Below are 14728 nucleotides of genomic sequence, written 5' to 3' on the forward strand. Positions count from 1 at the left end.
GATACCTGCGACTAACCGGTGAACTGAAGTTCCATGACCCGCGCCAGTTTTCCGACGAACAGCGGCGGGTAGACGCCCACACCGGCACCCGACATCCATTCGGCCGAGGCGTCGGGGTGCTCGACCCACGCGATGGCGTGCTCTTCGGTGTCGAGTTCCTGCAAGATCATCACCTCCTGGCGATCATCGAACGCCCGGTAGATCCAGACCCTGCGCACCCCCGCGGCGATGAAGCGCCGCAAGCTCTGACGCACCTTCTCCAGCAACGCGGTCACGTCTTCGACCGGGGCGATCGCGGCGACGATGATCCCTGAGTCCTCCGACGCCGGCGATTCGAGTTCGATCTTTTCGACAACATCACCGGCAAACATCGGCGGAATTTCTTCCACCCCTGCGGCGTCGTACCACTCCATCACAGTCGGACTACGCAAAAGCTTGTCGATCGAGCCCCGGTCCCTCAGGCCCAGCGTGGCGAAGACGCGTTTTTCGTCATCAAGCGCCCGGTAGACGACAAGATGGTGAGCACCTAGGCGGGCCAACGAATCATTGTTCTCCGCAAGGCGTTCCATGATTCCGGCCTCGTTGGACACGGAGAAATCCGAGGCCAGGATTCGAGAATGCTGGGTCATCCGGTCCATCCCTGCTGTCAAGGTCGTTCATTGTCGGTCGAATCGCCATGCTACCGGGTAAATTGATTCCAGCGCGCGGGTTCATACAGCCCCACCAGGACCAGCCCTCCCGGTGATGAAATCACGCGCTTCTTTTGACGTGAGGAGAAACCATGCAAGGAGATCCCGAGGTTCTCAAGCTGCTCAACGAGCAGTTGACCAGCGAACTGACGGCAATCAACCAGTACTTCCTGCACTCCAAGATGCAGGAGAACTGGGGCTTCACCGAAATAGCTGCAACCACCCGCGCGGAATCCTTCGACGAGATGAACCATGCCGAGGCGATCACCAACCGGATCCTTCTGCTCGACGGCTTGCCCAACTATCAGCGACTGTTCTCGCTGAAGGTCGGCCAGACACTGAAGGAGCAGTTTCTCAGTGACCGGTCCATCGAGGTCGACGTCATCAACCGACTGAAACCGGGCATCGTCATGTGCCGCGAGAAGCAGGACACCACCAGCGCCGTCCTGCTCGAGGGGATCCTGGCCGACGAGGAATCCCATCTCGACTATCTCGACACGCAGTTGGAATTGATGGAAACGTTGGGCGAACAGCTCTATCTCGCACAGTGCGTGGCGCGCCCACCGAAGTGATCGAGGCCGGTCGCAGGTAGGTACGCCGGGCAAATCGACGTATCCGCGATCTGCGGCTACTCTCTGCTCCAAAGACGATGGCACGAGGACCTGATGTCAGGTTCTCGTGCCATCGTCATGGGTTCACGTGAGGAATTGATGTTCAATAAGCTCGGCACGGTCATCGCAGCGCTGTGCGCACTGCTCGCACTCACCACGCTCGGGGTGTCGACAGCCACGGCAGCGCCGGTGAAGGTCAACCTCGGCGGAGGTTCCGGACTCCTTCTCCCCGCGGGCGGAGGTGGATTCAGTGCCTGCACCCTGACCGCCATCGGCCACGATCAGAACAACGCCCTGATCGGTCTGACCGCCGGACATTGTGGTGACGCCGGGACACCGGTTCTCGCCGAATCATCCAAGGCCGCCGGACAACTCGGCGAGATCGTGTACTCGAACGAAGTCCTCGACTACGCGCTCATCCGATTCGACGCCGCCAAGGTCAATCCCATCGAACGGGTCGGCGGTGTGACGATCCGAGGCATCCGCACGCAGGCGCCGGGATTCCCCGAGATCGGATGCAAGGAAGGCCGCACCACCGGCAACACCTGCGGCGTGACCTGGTTCTCGGACGGTTTCGCCCACTTCAGTCAGATCTGCGTTGTCGAAGGCGATTCCGGTAGCCCCGTGGTGGTCGGCGACCGCTTGGTCGGCATGGTCAACGCGTACTACTTCTTCGGATGCATCGGCCCGGAGACCGGCACCAACATCAAACCGATTCTCGATGACCTGCGTCAGCGCGGCGTCACCGACTTCCGGGTCATCTGACCGCTCCGCGCGACAACATCTGATTCCGCCCACCTCTGCTGCTCCGCGAGCCCGACCTCCACATCGGCGCCGAACGGAGCACGCGGAAGGTGGGCGGTCTTTTTTGCGTTCTGGTACACCACGACAACGGCAGCGCCCAGCGCCACGGCCAGTAGTCCAGCGATGATGACTGCTTCGATATTCATGTCCGAAACTATGCGCTCGAAAAGATCGAGCCAACAGTGGCAGATTTGACCATCTGCGCAAATTTTCTGCCATACTCGAGTTGTGTTGCAGTCAGTCGCAGTCATCCTTCAAGAACCTGTCGCAGCGTTCGAGTACGGCGTTGTGTGTGAGGTCTTCGGTGTCGACCGCACCGATGAAGGCGTGCCCCGAATCGATCTGCGGGTGTGCGGGATCGAACCGGGCACACCCCTGAACTTCACCACCGGCGCCCAGATCGTTCCCCAATACGGACTCGAGGCCTGTGCCGATGCCGATCTCGTGGCGATTCCGGCCGGGCGGGTCAGCGCCGATTACCCCGAAGTTGTCCTCGATGTCCTCCGTGCGGCCGACAAACGAGGCGCCTACATCCTGTCCGTCTGCACCGGCGCATTTGTGGTTGCCGCCGCCGGCCTTCTCTCCGGCAGGTCCGCCACCACTCACTGGCGGTACGGCGCGGCGATGTCGGAGCTGTTTCCCGACGTCGAGGTCAACACCGACGTCCTCTATGTGCAGGAGGGCAACATCATCACCAGCGCCGGCACCGCGGCCGGGATCGATGCGAGCCTGCATCTGGTGCGGACCGAACTCGGACCGACCGTCGCGAACAAGATCGCGCGTCGGATGGTGGTGCCTCCGCATCGCGAAGGGGGCCAACGCCAATTCGTGAAAGAGCCTGTGCCCGACTGTGACAACGACGGATTCGGGCAGGTTCTCGGCTGGATGCTCAGCAACCTGGATGCCGACATCGCCATCTCGGACATGGCGGCCAAGGCAAACATGTCGCCGCGAACATTTGCCCGCCGATTCCGCGACGAGGTGGGCACCAGCCCGCTTCGCTGGCTCACCGAACAGCGCGTGCTGGCAGCGCAGGGATTGCTGGAATCCAGCAGCCACGGCATCGAAGAGATCGCGCGGCGGGTGGGATTCGGATCGTCAACGCTGCTGCGTCACCACTTCTCGACCGCAGTCGGCATCACACCCACCGCGTTCCGGTCCCGCTTCGGCTGCGTCGGCTGACACGTACTGCCCCCTACGATGGTTCCGAACCCCGACCGGAAGCAGCGGAGCGATGACCAGCAACTCAGGTGACCCAGGCGACCACCGCCCGGATCTGACCAAGCAACCGGACAACTCTGATACGCCTCCGGTATATACGCCGCCTGTCAATCCCTACCCGGAGCATCCGACATACGCGTCACCGTCGGCCGATCAGTTCGTGCCGTACACACCACCGCAGTACGGGGATCCACTCCAGACCCAGTACCCGGCCGAGCGATACCCAGAATCCGCGGTGCCCCAGCAACCCGAGGTCCCCCGGTATCCGACGCACCACTACGCGCCGGCCCAGTACCCGGCGGCCCCGTATCCGGTGCCGGGCTTCGAGGTTTCGGCGGTGCGACTACAGCCCGCCGCGGTCGGAGCGACACGGATCCTCGGCGCGGTTACCCTGGTGGGCGCGTTGCTGTTCATCGCGTACGGCTGGTTGACCTGGGCGTCATTCGATCCGAGATATACCGAGGCGCCAACGGTTTCGGTCAACGGCTGGGGCCAGGTGTTCCAGAATGGTTCGCAGATCACCTTGGACGCCGGGACTGCCGGGACGCCCTTCGCAACAACGTTCATCCCATTCTTCGCATTGCCGGTAGCCATCTTGGCGGTGCTGATCATCTGCAACATCGGACGGTTCGGCAACGCGATCGCGATCCTCGTCCTGGCTGTCCTGCACCTGATCCTGGCGCTGTCGTACCTTGCCGTGCCCAGCACGTGCATCATCTTCGACGATGACGAAGACTCGGTATTGTTCGAAGGTCTGAACGACTTCTCCACCGGTCCGGGCGCAATCCTGGCCACCATGACGCTGCTGATCGTGGTCGGGACGAGCATCACCGGAATCATCCTGGGCCGCAAAAAGACCTACCCCGCCCCTGCCCTGGCTCCCGGATACGGCGCCTATCCCGGTCATTGATCCTCGGGCGCCACGACTCCGTCAGCGATCCGAGGGCTCCGTTTCGTACGAATCGGCGAACGAAATCCGGGGCATGGTTGTCGCCGCATACACCGTCAAGGCCAGAAAGATCACGAAGGTCAGCGCGAAACCAACTGCCACAGCGGCAAATCCGTAGTGCACGGCTCGTTCGACGATGCCGTCGCCGGTCACCCACAGCGCGGCGAACGCCGACAAGACGGTTCCCAACAGAGCCCACGCCGCTCCCCTGGCACGCGGGCCCACCGTCGAGACGTAGAACAGGCGCTCGTAGATGGCCGTCTCGAACTCGTCGATGGCGGCGCCCCGCACGGGATCGTCGCCGGCCACCGACCGCAGCTTCAGTGCCAGGTCGACGTCTTTGTCGAGGCGGCCCGACTCGGCCTGCCGGTACCAGACGTACAGACCCACCCCGAGGACCACCGCGAGTACGAGGATCCCAACACCAACTGCCGCCCACGAAGAGTCATTCACCTGACACACGTTACAGAAATGGTGCTACCACGCCAGAGCTCCGGAAGCCGCTGCCGGAACACGGGATCATTTGAACTGACTATTCCCCTGTTCACCACGGGTCCGGGGCGCATACGATAAGCCACCATGTCCACGTTCGAACTCATAGGGGAATGGGTCAGATGGCCGAGTTGATCGGATTGACCAAGCGCGTCGTCGAAGCGCGGCTCAACAACACGTCAATCAAGGCAGTCAGCGGATCGATGGTCTCCTACCAGGGGCAGGTCGAGTTCAAATCGGCCGGATTCGGTGGCGGAGCAGGCGTTCTCGCCGGACTCAAGCAGAAGGCCACCGGCGAATCGCTGAAGCTGATGGAGTGCACCGGAAACGGCATCGTGCACCTGGCGCTCAACGCGCAGTACACAACCGTCCTGCAACTCAACAACGAGACGATCCAGGTCGAGTCACGGCAACTGCTGGCCATGGCCGGCAACCTGCAGACCAATGTCCAATTTGCCGGAGTCGGCGGGATGTCCAGCGGCCAGGGACTTTTCACCACCACCGTGACCGGCAGCGGCCAGGTGGCCCTGCTGTCCGCCGGAGGGCCGTTGATCCACCTCGAAGTGAATCCGAACCTTCCCCTGGTGGTTGATCCAGACGCGTTTGTCTCCGCCAAAGGTCAACTACAGCAATCTTTTGTGACCGACGTCAGCTGGCGGTCGATGATGGGCCAAGACGGTGGTGAGGCCTTTTCACTGCGGTGGCAAGGCCAGGGTGTTGTGTCCATCCAGCCGGCAGAACGGTGAGCGACATGGTTTTTGAGAAGATCAACTCGAAGGTTGTCAAGGTCGACGTGGGCCAGGCCGGTGGTGTGGTCGCCCGGAAGGGCGCCATGCTCTTCTACACCGGTCAGGTGCACTTCTCCCCGCACCAGATTCCCGGAGCCGGCGGCATGCCCGGTATGGGCGGGATGGGCGCGATCGCCGGTATGGCCGGCCGGATGATGCGCGGCGAACACGAAGCCACGATGCTCGCGCAGGGCAACGGCCAGGTCCACTACGGGTTCGGCGGGCTCGCAGTACATGTCATCGACATGCCCCAGGGCGGCACCGTCACCGCGGACGCCTCCCGAACACTCGGCTACACCGCCGGAATCCAGGCCTCCATCATCTCGATGACCGCACAGAGCAGCGGCGGCGGACGAGGCGGCGGGTTCATGGGCGCGCTGAGGGGAGCGGCAACCGGCGCATTGACGGGCGACGGCATGTTCACCACGCAGCTGCAAGGGATGGGCTCTGTGGTGTTGCTCGCCCACGGTGAGCTGATGGAGATCCAGGTCGGCGGCCAGTATCCGGTGATCGTCGATCCCCAGGCGTTTGTCGGCACGTTCGGAAATGTGCAGACCCAGCTCAAGTCGACGATGGGCTGGCGCGATGCCGTCGGCAAAGGCGCCGGCGAAGCGATGCAGATGCAGTGTGAGGGTCAGGGGATCGTGTACGTGCAAGCTTCCGAAGAAAAGCTGTAGGGGAAAGCCATGAGCGACATACTCAATCCGTCGATGTTGCAGGGCGACGACAACATCCCCGGCAACACCTACGCGTACTACATGCAGATGACCAAACCCTGGATCATGTCCAAGGGTGCGATGATCGCCTACTACGGGCAGATGCAGTTCCAGGCACTCATCCAGGGCATGCAGTCTGCGATGATGCAGAACCTCGCCGGAACCATCAGCGCCCCGCTCTACATGGGCGACTACATCATCGCCCAGGGTCAGGGCACGCTGATCATCGGTGACCGCGGCTACGACATCAACTCCTACGACCTCGAGGACGGCAACCTCACGGTTCGAGCCGCCAATCTGCTGGCCTTCGAGCCAGGACTTCAGCTCAACCAGTCGATCGTCCCCGGATACCTGACGCTCATCGGCACCGGCAAGTTCCTCGCGTCGTCCAACGGACCGGTGATGTTCGCCGAGCCCCCGCTGCGCGTCGACCCCGAAGCCCTTGTCGGATGGGCGGACTGCCCCTCACCCAGCCATCACTATGACCAGACGTGGGTCACGAGTTTCATGGCCGCCGGTGCGGCCGCGATGGGTGCGGCCAGCGGCGAGGAGCAGCAGTTCGACTTCACCGGATCCGGAACTGTCCTGATCCAGTCCAGCGAGAAGGTCATCAACGACCACAACCTGGTACGCAGTTTGGAGAGTCAGATCCCGGGCCTGTCGTCGGTGGGCCTGTCGCGACTCAATCAGAAGATCCAGGCGCAGTTGGCACAACAGCAACAGACCTACTGACCTGGGAGGGGCTTTCGGTCCGGGCTCAGAGCAGGTAGGCCATCGCGAGCCCGGCCGCGCACGCGACCACCGAGATGACCAGGGAACCACCGGCATAGGCGATCGCCGCACCGCGCCGTTCTTGCCGCAACAGCGCAGCGGTCTCGACACTGGCGGTGCTGAATGTGGTGTAGCCGCCGCAGAATCCGGTACCGATGATGGCCTGCAGTTCGACAGCGCCGGAGTGGTAGATCACCGACCCGGCCACCACGCCGATGACCAGAGACCCGGTCATGTTGATGAAGCCGGTGCCCCAGGGGAATGTTGCGGGAATTCGGCGTTTGAACTCAGAGTCAACACCAAACCGGATGAGGGCACCGATCGCGCCCGCCAAGGCCACCCAGACGATCACCGGCGGCGCCCTCGTCCGCTGTGGACTGCTGCCGCGAGTGAGATCCCCGCCCAGGCCAGGAACCCTCCCACGACCACCGTTGCTGCCATATATCCGAGGCCGGTGGCAACATCGCCGTGTCGGAAGAGCAACGAGGACTCCAGTGCAAACGCGCTGTAGGTGGTGAAGGTGCCGCAGAAGCCGGTACCCGCGAACAGGCGCACTCGCTGACGCCGGCCGGTGTCGTCGCCCATGCGCACCAGCGCTTCCAAGAGCACACCCAGTACAAATGCCCCCGCCAGATTGATGAAGAACGTGGCCCACGGCCATTCCGGCGGCTCGAACGGGTACGCCTTCTCGAGCAGGTACCTGGCGCCGGTACCCAGCACGCCGCCCAGGAAGATCGGGATCAACACACTCGGGCGCAGATGCAGAGGTCGGGCGGCCATCCCAAGAATGTACTGCCCGCACCTCGCGCGCGCGGCCCCTCACACACCAAAGCCCCCCACGGCCGAGGGGGTGTTGGCCGTGAGGGGCTTCGAGGAAGGCGGCGCGGGCTGCGCGCCGCCTTGGTCTTCGGGTCAGGCGACCTGCGCCTGCCACATCCAGTGCAGCTGCTCCAACCGAGCGGCAAAGCCGATCAGCAGATCCTGGGTGACCGGATCAGCCTTCTCGGTTGCCTCGATGCGAGACCGCAGTCCGTCGACAACCGTCTTGATGTTGGCGACGATCGCCGTGACGACGTCGACGTCCTTGGTCCAGCCTTCGCCGAAACCCTTGGTACCGGCGGTCTTTGCGACCGTCTCGGATCGCCCGTCGGGGCTGACGCCGATGGCGGTGGCCCGCTCGGCCGCGGCATCTGTGAAGTCGCGCGCAGCAGTCACGAGTTCATCCAGTTCGAGGTGAACCGACCGGAACTGCTGACCGACGACGTTCCAGTGCGCCTGCTTGGCGATGAGCGACAGGTCGATCAGGTCGACAACCGTCTCCTGCAACGCCTTACCGGCAACAGCCTGCTCGTCCTTGCTCAAAGTGCTGGTGATCGGGTTGTTCATTCCATTTCCTCCTGCTCGAGAGTTTCGTATCCACTGTGCAGAACGCTGACGATCCCGGTATTGCGGTGCTTGGGGATTCGAGTCATGGAGTTCGGCACTCTGATTGGTTCAACATGCGCGAGGTGGTAACTATTCCCCGTTGCGGACGCCCTCTTCGACCCGCTTGCCCAGATCGGCGTCGACGTTCCTCCAGTAGTCGAAGACCCTCGACAGCACCGGCTCCCGAACGCCACCGAGGACGTGCCCAACAATGTTGTCCACCAGACGTTCCCGCGCACCGTCGTCGAGAACCTCACGGTACAGAGTCCCCGCCTGCGTGAAGTCACCGTCTTCGGCGTGTTCGACGTACCCCGCACGTACGGACCGCCCGTCGAACTGCCACAGTCCTTCGTCTCCGGCCGTCTCCGGTTCGGCATGCGGCCCGCCGAATGAATTGGGCGCATACACAGGAGTATTCGGGTCACTGAAGGTGTAGGCCATCGCACCTTCCTTCGAGTAGGTGTTCACCGTCGCGGCCTTGGCCGAGTTCACCGGCAGCTGCGCGAAGTTGGTCCCGATCCGGTGACGATGGGCGTCGGCATAGCTGAACACCCGGCCGAGGAGCATCTTGTCGGGCGAGAAGCCGATTCCCGGAACAACATTCGAGGGCCCGAACGACGCCAACTCGATCTCCGAGAAGAAGTTCTCCGGATTCCGGTTCAGCGTCCACTTGCCCACCTCCATCAGCGGGTAGTCCTGCTGCGACCAGACCTTGGTCAGGTCAAACGGATTGAAGCGGTAACCCTCGGCCTCGTCGACCGGCATGATCTGCACGTTCATGGTCCACGACGGGAAGTCTCCGCGTTCGATGGCCTCGTACAGATCCTGACGGTGGTAGTCGGGGTCGCTGCCGGCAAGCTTGTCCGCTTCCGCCTGGGTCAGGAACTCGATGCCCTGGTCGGTCTTGAAGTGGTACTTCACCCAAAAGCGCTCACCGTCCGCGTTGACCCACTGGTAGGTGTGCGAACCGAACCCGTCCATGTGCCGCCAGCTCTTCGGGATGCCCCGGTCACCCAGCAGCCAGGTCACCTGGTGTGCGGTTTCCGGACGCAACGTCCAGAAGTCCCATTGCATGTTGTGGTCGCGCAAACCCGAACCGGGCAAACGTTTTTGACTCCGAATGAAGTCAGGGAACTTGATCGGGTCCTTGATGAAGAAGATGGGCGTGTTGTTGCCGACGAGGTCGTAATTGCCGTCCTCGGTGTAGAACTTCATCGCGAATCCACGCGGATCGCGCCAGGTGTCCGGGCTGCCCTGCTCGCCGGCGACGGTCGAGAACCGGACCAGCGATTCCGTCGTCTTGCCCGGCTGCAGGAACTTCGCCTTCGTATATCGCGACACGTCACCGGTGATGGTCAGCTCGCCGAATGCGCCGCCGCCCTTGGCATGCACAACCCGCTCGGGCACACGCTCGCGGTTGAACTGGGCAAGCTTCTCGATCAGGTAGTGGTCATGGAGCAGGATCGGCCCCTGCGTTCCTGCGGTGAGCGACTCGTTGTCACTCGACACCGGGATTCCGGCATTGGTGGTGGTCCGTGGGGTCATTTCGTCTACCTCCTGTTGAGTTCGAACCGAGGGCTGTTCGGTTCGCATCGAAAGGTGTTGGATTGCAAGATGACACGCTTCTGCGGCGTCCGAGAATCGAGGAGCGACAGAGTCCGGGTGGACTACTTCTGCTCAGCGGAGGCCTGGCATGGCGGGCACAGACCCCAGAACGTCACTTCGGCTTCGTCGATCAGGAAGCCGTGGTCGGTGTCCGGCTGCAGGCAGGGCGCCATCCCGACCACGCAGTCGACGTCGTGCACCGCGCCGCAATCTCGACACACCAGATGATGATGGTTGTCTCCGGTCCGGCTCTCGTACCGGACCGGAGACCCGGCCGGTTCGATACGGCGCAACAGTCCGCGCTCGGCGCATACCCGCAACACGTCGTACACGGTCTGCGTCGAGACGCCACCGAGCCCTTCACGGACCTGCGACGCCACGAAGTCTGCTGTGGAGTGCGGGTACCGCTCGAGCAGTTCGAGCACCGCGAGCCGCGGCGCCGTCACACGCAGACCGGCGTCACGCAGCTGCTGCCGCGGGTTGCCGGAGTGCGTCGGTGTCATGATGACGACCATACACCTTAATCTGGAACTGTTCCAGTTAATGGCGGAAAACCCCAGTTCGCGCCTTCTCGATCCGGCCAGAAGGGGTGCAATTGTGATTGCGGTCACCTACCCTGGAACCCTCACCTCGGGAGGTTCGGCATGCCGAAATTCTTACGGAACCGATTTGTCCGGATTGCTGCTGCGGCCGCACTGGTCACGGCAGCGATCACCACGTTCACCGCTCCCGGCGCGGGCGCCGCCACCATGTGCCCGGGCGCCGGACAAGCCCCGGTCCTCGTCGCCAGAGTCCCCGGTGCCGCGCTCCAGGGGCTCACCGTCGATGCCGGTGGTCGTCTCTACACCACCGATCTCGTCAGCGGTCGCCTGTTCCGCATCGACCGCCCCGGCGCGGGTGCGGTTCCGGTGGCGACGGTGCCCAGCGGGGGCGCCGGAGCTCTGGCCTGGACCCCGGACGGGACACTCCTCGTCGGCTACGGCGCTGACGCGCGGGTCTTCGTCGGCGACATCGTGAGGGCTGCTGCGATCGCGAAGTACCAACCGTCGACCGGACGGCTGACCCCGTTTGCCACCGGCTTGAGTGGTGCCAACGGGATGGCGGTGGCGGGCAACGGAACCATCTACGCCACCAACGATTTCGGATCGCTGGTGGGGCGGGTGTTCCCGAACGGGTCAGTGCAACCGGATTGGGCGCAGCTTCCCAGCGCCAACGGTGCGGTGCTCGGCAACAACGACGGCTACCTGTACGTCTCTCGCACGTTCGTCAATCCGGGCGTGAGCCGGATCCCGACCAACAATCCCGGCGCCCCACAGTCTTTGGTGACGTTCGGCGGCACCGACGTGATCGCGGCAGCGGACGGACTCACACTTGACTCCCGGGAGCGGCCGATCGTCCCCACCGACATCAGTGGCGAGATCCTGCGAGTCGACGGCCCCAACCGGTTCTGCGCCCTGGCGTCCGGGTTGCCGGCGTCCAGCGTGGTGTCCTACGGCCGGGGCGATGCCGGCTTCTCGGCAGGACGGCTGTTCCGCGCCGGCTTCGACGGCAACATCTACGAGATCCCGGGCGGGTTCGACCCGAACGCCACCGCCGCCACACCCTGACCTCCCACCGGGCCCTATCAATCGCCGAACGTGCCATAGTTCCCATCGAGCGTGCCCAGCCCGGCACAACAGAGGGCATGCAACCGATTTCAGCACGATCGACGGTGGCAATGGCACGATCGACGGCCGTAACGGCACGGTCAACGGAGTTGTTGTTCGATGGCAGTGCGGGCCACGTCGAGCAACGTGGTCCGGCCGGGGACAACAACACCGGGAGTCGGTGAACGATCGTGGGCCGGAGCGTCGGGAGCCTGGTCCGCGGCAGCGTGCAACATCGCGGCAATCCGCCGATCGCCGAGGTCGTCGAGCAGATCCGCGAGATTGCGTAGCGCCGCCCAGAGATGAGTCCAATTGCCGGTGCGGGCAAAGTAGTCGACGACCTCGAGGTAGCCACCGAGTGCCTCCCGAATACGTCCCGACCGCGACCGCACGGTCAGCAACCCCACGGTGGAGATGCCGATCAGGAACGTGGCGCCCGTAGAACGAGCGAGGTCGATCGCGCGGAGATAGTGCTCTTCAGCCGTCAATCCGTTGCCTGCGAAGTTCTCGATTTCCCCGGTCACGTACTCGTTCCACGCAACCATCGATGGAAAGTTCGCTCCCGCACGGCCTCTGGTGTTGAAGATCTGGGCCTGCTCGATGTCCCCCGAATAGGTCGCGGCCAGTGCCGCCACCCCCAACGGTTCAGCCGGCCTCGGCGTCACTTTCTCTGCGGCAAGGCAATACTCGATGACCTGTGGGTGATCTCCGCGGGCCAGCGCCGTCACCGCCAACGCCGCCAGGCATGTCCACGTCTGGGAAGGGTTTGTGGCACAGCCCAGCCCGATCTGGGAGAGTTCAACAGCACGTTGGTGATCCCCGCCGTGGTATGTCGCCTCCGCGGCCACCCCGAATGCTATCGGCGCCCCCGGATGTGCCAAAAGGCCCGGGTCATCCGCCAACTCCTGCGCCCACCCACGCAGCTCGATGAGATCTCGGTACGAGATCGCGTCGAAGAGTGCGTTGACGATCCAGACGGCGGCATCCATCGATCCTCGACGACGCGCGAGCCGCCACGCCACCCTCAGGTTCCCCAACTCGCGGCGCAATGCGGCATCCGCTTCGGGTTCACGATCGGTCATCAAGCCGGCGCCGATGTCCCGGGAGCATTCGATCGCCCAGTCCAGCAACAGATCCTCGGCGGCCGCCTTTTCGTTCTCGGCAGTCAGCCGATCGATGCCGAAGGCACGGATGGTCTCCAGGATCCGGTATCGGGCGGTGCCGCCGGTGAAGTCGACGTTGACGACGGACGCATCAACCAGCCTGGCCAGTATCGCGCCCGGATCAGCGTGCAGTCCCAGGTTCTGCGAGAGCTGTTCTGCCGCAGCCAGATCGATACCATCAGCGAATACCGTCAGGCGCCGAAACATCAGTTGCTCGTCGGGCTCCAACAGGTCGTAAGACCATTCGATGGTCGACCGCAGGGTCCGATGCCGGACGTCACCGGTGCGGCGTCCACCTCCGAGAAGATCCAGCGAACGGTCCAGCCGATCACGCAGATCTGTGAGCGTGAACGTCGACAATCGTCCGGCGGCCAGTTCGATGGCCAGTGGCATCCCATCGAGCCGGCTCACGATCTCGCTGACCGTCTCGAGTTGCGATGCAGTCGGTTCGAAATCCGGGCGAACCCGGCGACCACGATCGACGAACAACTCCACCGACGGAACAGCCAGACCACCACTGCTACCGGAAGGCAGCGGCAGGGGCGTCAGTCTCGACACGAACTCCTCGGCGAGACCCAGTGATTCCCGCGACGTCGCAAATATCGTCAGCCGGGGGCAGGCATCGAGGAGGGTGACGATCACGTCGCGGGCCGCATCGAGCAGGTGCTCGCAATTGTCCACGATCACCAACTGTTCGCGGTCCCCGATCACCGCCGCACACGCATTCACGACATCTCCCCGAATCACGTTGACGTTCAGGGCCTCCGCCAGCGCATGCGGGATCGCCGCCGGATCCGACAACGGCGCGAGCAGCAGAACCGTCACCTCCGATCCGTTGGCGGCGATCTCCATCGCCACACTGGTCTTTCCCACGCCACCGGGCCCGACGAGGGTGACAAGCCGTTCCCGACCGAGCAGCAACTCGAGTTCGGCAACCTGCCGGTCGCGGCCGATGAGCCGACTCCGGGGTACCCGGGGGCTTCCCGACCTCCCGGCGGGGGGACCCGCTCCGCCGCCGGCGATCCCACGTTCGAGTTCCGCCAGCGCCGGTGACGGATCAAGGCCCATCTCGTCGGCGAGTTGTGTTCGGAAGCGACGGCCGATGGCGAGCGCTTCCGATGACTGACCGGTCGCGGCCAGCACACGCATCGCCAGCAGTACCGACGGTTCGCGCAGCGGGTCGACGCTGCGCCACGACGTCGCCAAGCCGACGACGCCAGCGGACTGCCCGGCGTCGATCGCGCAGTGGATCAACGTGTCGGTCACATCGCGGTGCAACTGGCGGCATTCTTCGACGGAGGTCGCGATGTCCGTGATGTCAGTGAGGTCGGCGAGCAGGGGCCCGCGCCACAGTCCGTGTGACTTCCGGAGGAGATCGAGCGCTCCGGCGGGATCGTCGCCCATCCGTCCTCTGGCTTCCGCCAACAGGTTTCGCGCCTCTACGACATCCAGTTCATGCGCTGAGAGGTCCAGTCGGTACCCGTCGGCAACCGCCTGCAGTCGCTCCGACGCGAGGCCCAGGTGCCGGCGGATTCGCGAGATGTGTGCCTGCAGCGCTGACCGCCCCGAGGACGGCGCCTCGGCCGGCCACAGTGCATCGACCAGATGCCCCACGGGCACCGTCCGGCCGGCTGCAAACGCGAGTATCGCGAGCACCGCACGGCGTTTCGGACCCCGCACATCAACAGCCGAGCCATCGACGACGAGCCCAAGTGGTCCCAGAAGTTCCACCCGCACCGGAGGCGGCACTGCGTCGTCGACCACCGCCCACCTCCTGTCAGCACCGTGCATGCCGGTGTCAGCGCCGTGTCGGCCACGGCCTCGACGCTGTTCAGTGTGACCGGTTGG

17 protein-coding genes are annotated in these 14728 nt (G+C 63.9%); 8 read left to right on the forward strand and 9 right to left on the reverse strand.

Features of this window, described 5'->3' with window-relative positions:
* Positions 1 to 11: 11 nt before the first annotated feature.
* Positions 12 to 629, reverse strand: coding sequence for a fatty-acid--CoA ligase (locus VIQ49_RS27525; RefSeq protein WP_331890128.1), 618 nt, complete (start codon positions 627 to 629; stop codon positions 12 to 14).
* A gap of 152 nt (positions 630 to 781) precedes the next feature.
* Between VIQ49_RS27525 and bfr the strand changes: the two genes are divergently transcribed.
* A complete protein-coding gene (gene bfr / locus VIQ49_RS27530; protein ID WP_331890130.1) occupies positions 782 to 1261 on the forward strand; it encodes a bacterioferritin in 480 nt (159 codons plus the stop codon).
* Between the two features lie 117 nt (positions 1262 to 1378).
* The gene (locus tag VIQ49_RS27535; protein WP_414731730.1) at positions 1379 to 2065 is read left to right on the forward strand and encodes a serine protease; all 687 of its coding nucleotides are present in this window, start codon (positions 1379 to 1381) and stop codon (positions 2063 to 2065) included.
* Here the strand turns inward: VIQ49_RS27535 and VIQ49_RS27540 are convergent.
* Entirely contained in the window at positions 2032 to 2250 is a 219-nt protein-coding gene (locus VIQ49_RS27540; RefSeq protein ID WP_331890132.1) for a hypothetical protein, read from the reverse strand. The two genes, VIQ49_RS27535 and VIQ49_RS27540, sit on opposite strands and share 34 nt — an antisense overlap.
* 82 nt (positions 2251 to 2332) lie before the next feature.
* On the opposite strand from VIQ49_RS27540, the gene VIQ49_RS27545 reads away from it, so the two are divergent.
* Both VIQ49_RS27545 and VIQ49_RS27550 read left to right on the forward strand, forming a co-directional pair.
* Positions 2333 to 3286 carry a helix-turn-helix domain-containing protein gene (locus VIQ49_RS27545; RefSeq protein WP_331890134.1) on the forward strand — a complete coding sequence of 318 codons (954 nt, stop codon included), beginning with the start codon at positions 2333 to 2335 and terminating at the stop codon, positions 3284 to 3286.
* Between the two features lie 52 nt (positions 3287 to 3338).
* Entirely contained in the window at positions 3339 to 4235 is an 897-nt protein-coding gene (locus tag VIQ49_RS27550; RefSeq protein WP_331890136.1) for a hypothetical protein, read from the forward strand.
* A gap of 21 nt (positions 4236 to 4256) precedes the next feature.
* On the opposite strand, the gene VIQ49_RS27555 is transcribed toward VIQ49_RS27550, so the two are convergent.
* Complete coding sequence (locus VIQ49_RS27555) at positions 4257 to 4727, reverse strand: hypothetical protein (protein ID WP_331890138.1); 471 nt, start codon at positions 4725 to 4727, stop codon at positions 4257 to 4259.
* A gap of 161 nt (positions 4728 to 4888) precedes the next feature.
* Between VIQ49_RS27555 and VIQ49_RS27560 the strand changes: the two genes are divergently transcribed.
* Genes VIQ49_RS27560 through VIQ49_RS27570 form a run of 3 tightly spaced genes read left to right on the forward strand, consistent with a single transcriptional unit; the run spans position 4889 to position 7002 of the window.
* Positions 4889 to 5512, forward strand: coding sequence for an AIM24 family protein (locus tag VIQ49_RS27560; protein ID WP_331890140.1), 624 nt, complete (start codon positions 4889 to 4891; stop codon positions 5510 to 5512).
* Between the two features lie 5 nt (positions 5513 to 5517).
* A complete protein-coding gene (locus VIQ49_RS27565; protein ID WP_331890142.1) occupies positions 5518 to 6231 on the forward strand; it encodes an AIM24 family protein in 714 nt (237 codons plus the stop codon).
* 9 nt (positions 6232 to 6240) lie between these two features.
* Positions 6241 to 7002, forward strand: coding sequence for an AIM24 family protein (locus VIQ49_RS27570; protein WP_331890144.1), 762 nt, complete (start codon positions 6241 to 6243; stop codon positions 7000 to 7002).
* Between the two features lie 25 nt (positions 7003 to 7027).
* On the opposite strand, the gene crcB is transcribed toward VIQ49_RS27570, so the two are convergent.
* The 5 genes from crcB to VIQ49_RS27595 form a co-directional block, all read right to left on the reverse strand.
* The gene (gene crcB / locus VIQ49_RS27575) at positions 7028 to 7393 is read right to left on the reverse strand and encodes a fluoride efflux transporter CrcB (protein ID WP_331890146.1); all 366 of its coding nucleotides are present in this window, start codon (positions 7391 to 7393) and stop codon (positions 7028 to 7030) included.
* Complete coding sequence (locus VIQ49_RS27580) at positions 7390 to 7821, reverse strand: CrcB family protein (RefSeq protein ID WP_331890148.1); 432 nt, start codon at positions 7819 to 7821, stop codon at positions 7390 to 7392. Before VIQ49_RS27580 ends, crcB begins: the two co-directional genes overlap by 4 nt.
* 132 nt (positions 7822 to 7953) lie before the next feature.
* Entirely contained in the window at positions 7954 to 8427 is a 474-nt protein-coding gene (locus VIQ49_RS27585; protein ID WP_331890150.1) for a DNA starvation/stationary phase protection protein, read from the reverse strand.
* Positions 8428 to 8556: 129 nt separating this feature from the next.
* A complete protein-coding gene (locus tag VIQ49_RS27590) occupies positions 8557 to 10011 on the reverse strand; it encodes a catalase (protein WP_331890152.1) in 1455 nt (484 codons plus the stop codon).
* A gap of 122 nt (positions 10012 to 10133) precedes the next feature.
* Positions 10134 to 10574, reverse strand: coding sequence for a Fur family transcriptional regulator (locus VIQ49_RS27595; protein WP_331890154.1), 441 nt, complete (start codon positions 10572 to 10574; stop codon positions 10134 to 10136).
* Between the two features lie 141 nt (positions 10575 to 10715).
* Here VIQ49_RS27595 and VIQ49_RS27600 point away from each other — a divergent pair, with 141 nt between their 5' ends.
* Positions 10716 to 11678 (forward strand): hypothetical protein, encoded by a 963-nt coding sequence (locus tag VIQ49_RS27600; RefSeq protein ID WP_331890156.1) that lies wholly within the window; start codon positions 10716 to 10718, stop codon positions 11676 to 11678.
* Between the two features lie 140 nt (positions 11679 to 11818).
* Here the strand turns inward: VIQ49_RS27600 and VIQ49_RS27605 are convergent, their stop codons facing one another.
* Positions 11819 to 14644 (reverse strand): BTAD domain-containing putative transcriptional regulator, encoded by a 2826-nt coding sequence (locus VIQ49_RS27605; protein ID WP_331890158.1) that lies wholly within the window; start codon positions 14642 to 14644, stop codon positions 11819 to 11821.
* Positions 14645 to 14728: the final 84 nt, after the last annotated feature.

This window comes from Williamsia sp. (assembly GCF_036566845.1).
GTDB lineage: Bacteria > Actinomycetota > Actinomycetes > Mycobacteriales > Mycobacteriaceae > Williamsia.

Excerpts from the sequence above, each read along its gene's own strand:
- VIQ49_RS27600 (WP_331890156.1), top strand. The coding sequence starts at position 10,716 with ATGCCGAAATTCTTACGGAACCGATTTGTCCGGATTGCTGCTGCGGCC.
- VIQ49_RS27565 (WP_331890142.1), top strand. The coding sequence starts at position 5,518 with ATGGTTTTTGAGAAGATCAACTCGAAGGTTGTCAAGGTCGACGTGGGC.
- VIQ49_RS27540 (WP_331890132.1), bottom strand. The coding sequence starts at position 2,250 with ATGAATATCGAAGCAGTCATCATCGCTGGACTACTGGCCGTGGCGCTG.
- bfr (WP_331890130.1), top strand. The coding sequence starts at position 782 with ATGCAAGGAGATCCCGAGGTTCTCAAGCTGCTCAACGAGCAGTTGACC.
- VIQ49_RS27570 (WP_331890144.1), top strand. The coding sequence starts at position 6,241 with ATGAGCGACATACTCAATCCGTCGATGTTGCAGGGCGACGACAACATC.
- VIQ49_RS27595 (WP_331890154.1), bottom strand. The coding sequence starts at position 10,574 with ATGACACCGACGCACTCCGGCAACCCGCGGCAGCAGCTGCGTGACGCC.
- VIQ49_RS27585 (WP_331890150.1), bottom strand. The coding sequence starts at position 8,427 with ATGAACAACCCGATCACCAGCACTTTGAGCAAGGACGAGCAGGCTGTT.
- VIQ49_RS27535 (WP_414731730.1), top strand. The coding sequence starts at position 1,379 with ATGGGTTCACGTGAGGAATTGATGTTCAATAAGCTCGGCACGGTCATC.
- VIQ49_RS27525 (WP_331890128.1), bottom strand. The coding sequence starts at position 629 with ATGACCCAGCATTCTCGAATCCTGGCCTCGGATTTCTCCGTGTCCAAC.
- VIQ49_RS27560 (WP_331890140.1), top strand. The coding sequence starts at position 4,889 with ATGGCCGAGTTGATCGGATTGACCAAGCGCGTCGTCGAAGCGCGGCTC.
- VIQ49_RS27580 (WP_331890148.1), bottom strand. The coding sequence starts at position 7,821 with ATGGCCGCCCGACCTCTGCATCTGCGCCCGAGTGTGTTGATCCCGATC.
- VIQ49_RS27550 (WP_331890136.1), top strand. The coding sequence starts at position 3,339 with ATGACCAGCAACTCAGGTGACCCAGGCGACCACCGCCCGGATCTGACC.
- VIQ49_RS27590 (WP_331890152.1), bottom strand. The coding sequence starts at position 10,011 with ATGACCCCACGGACCACCACCAATGCCGGAATCCCGGTGTCGAGTGAC.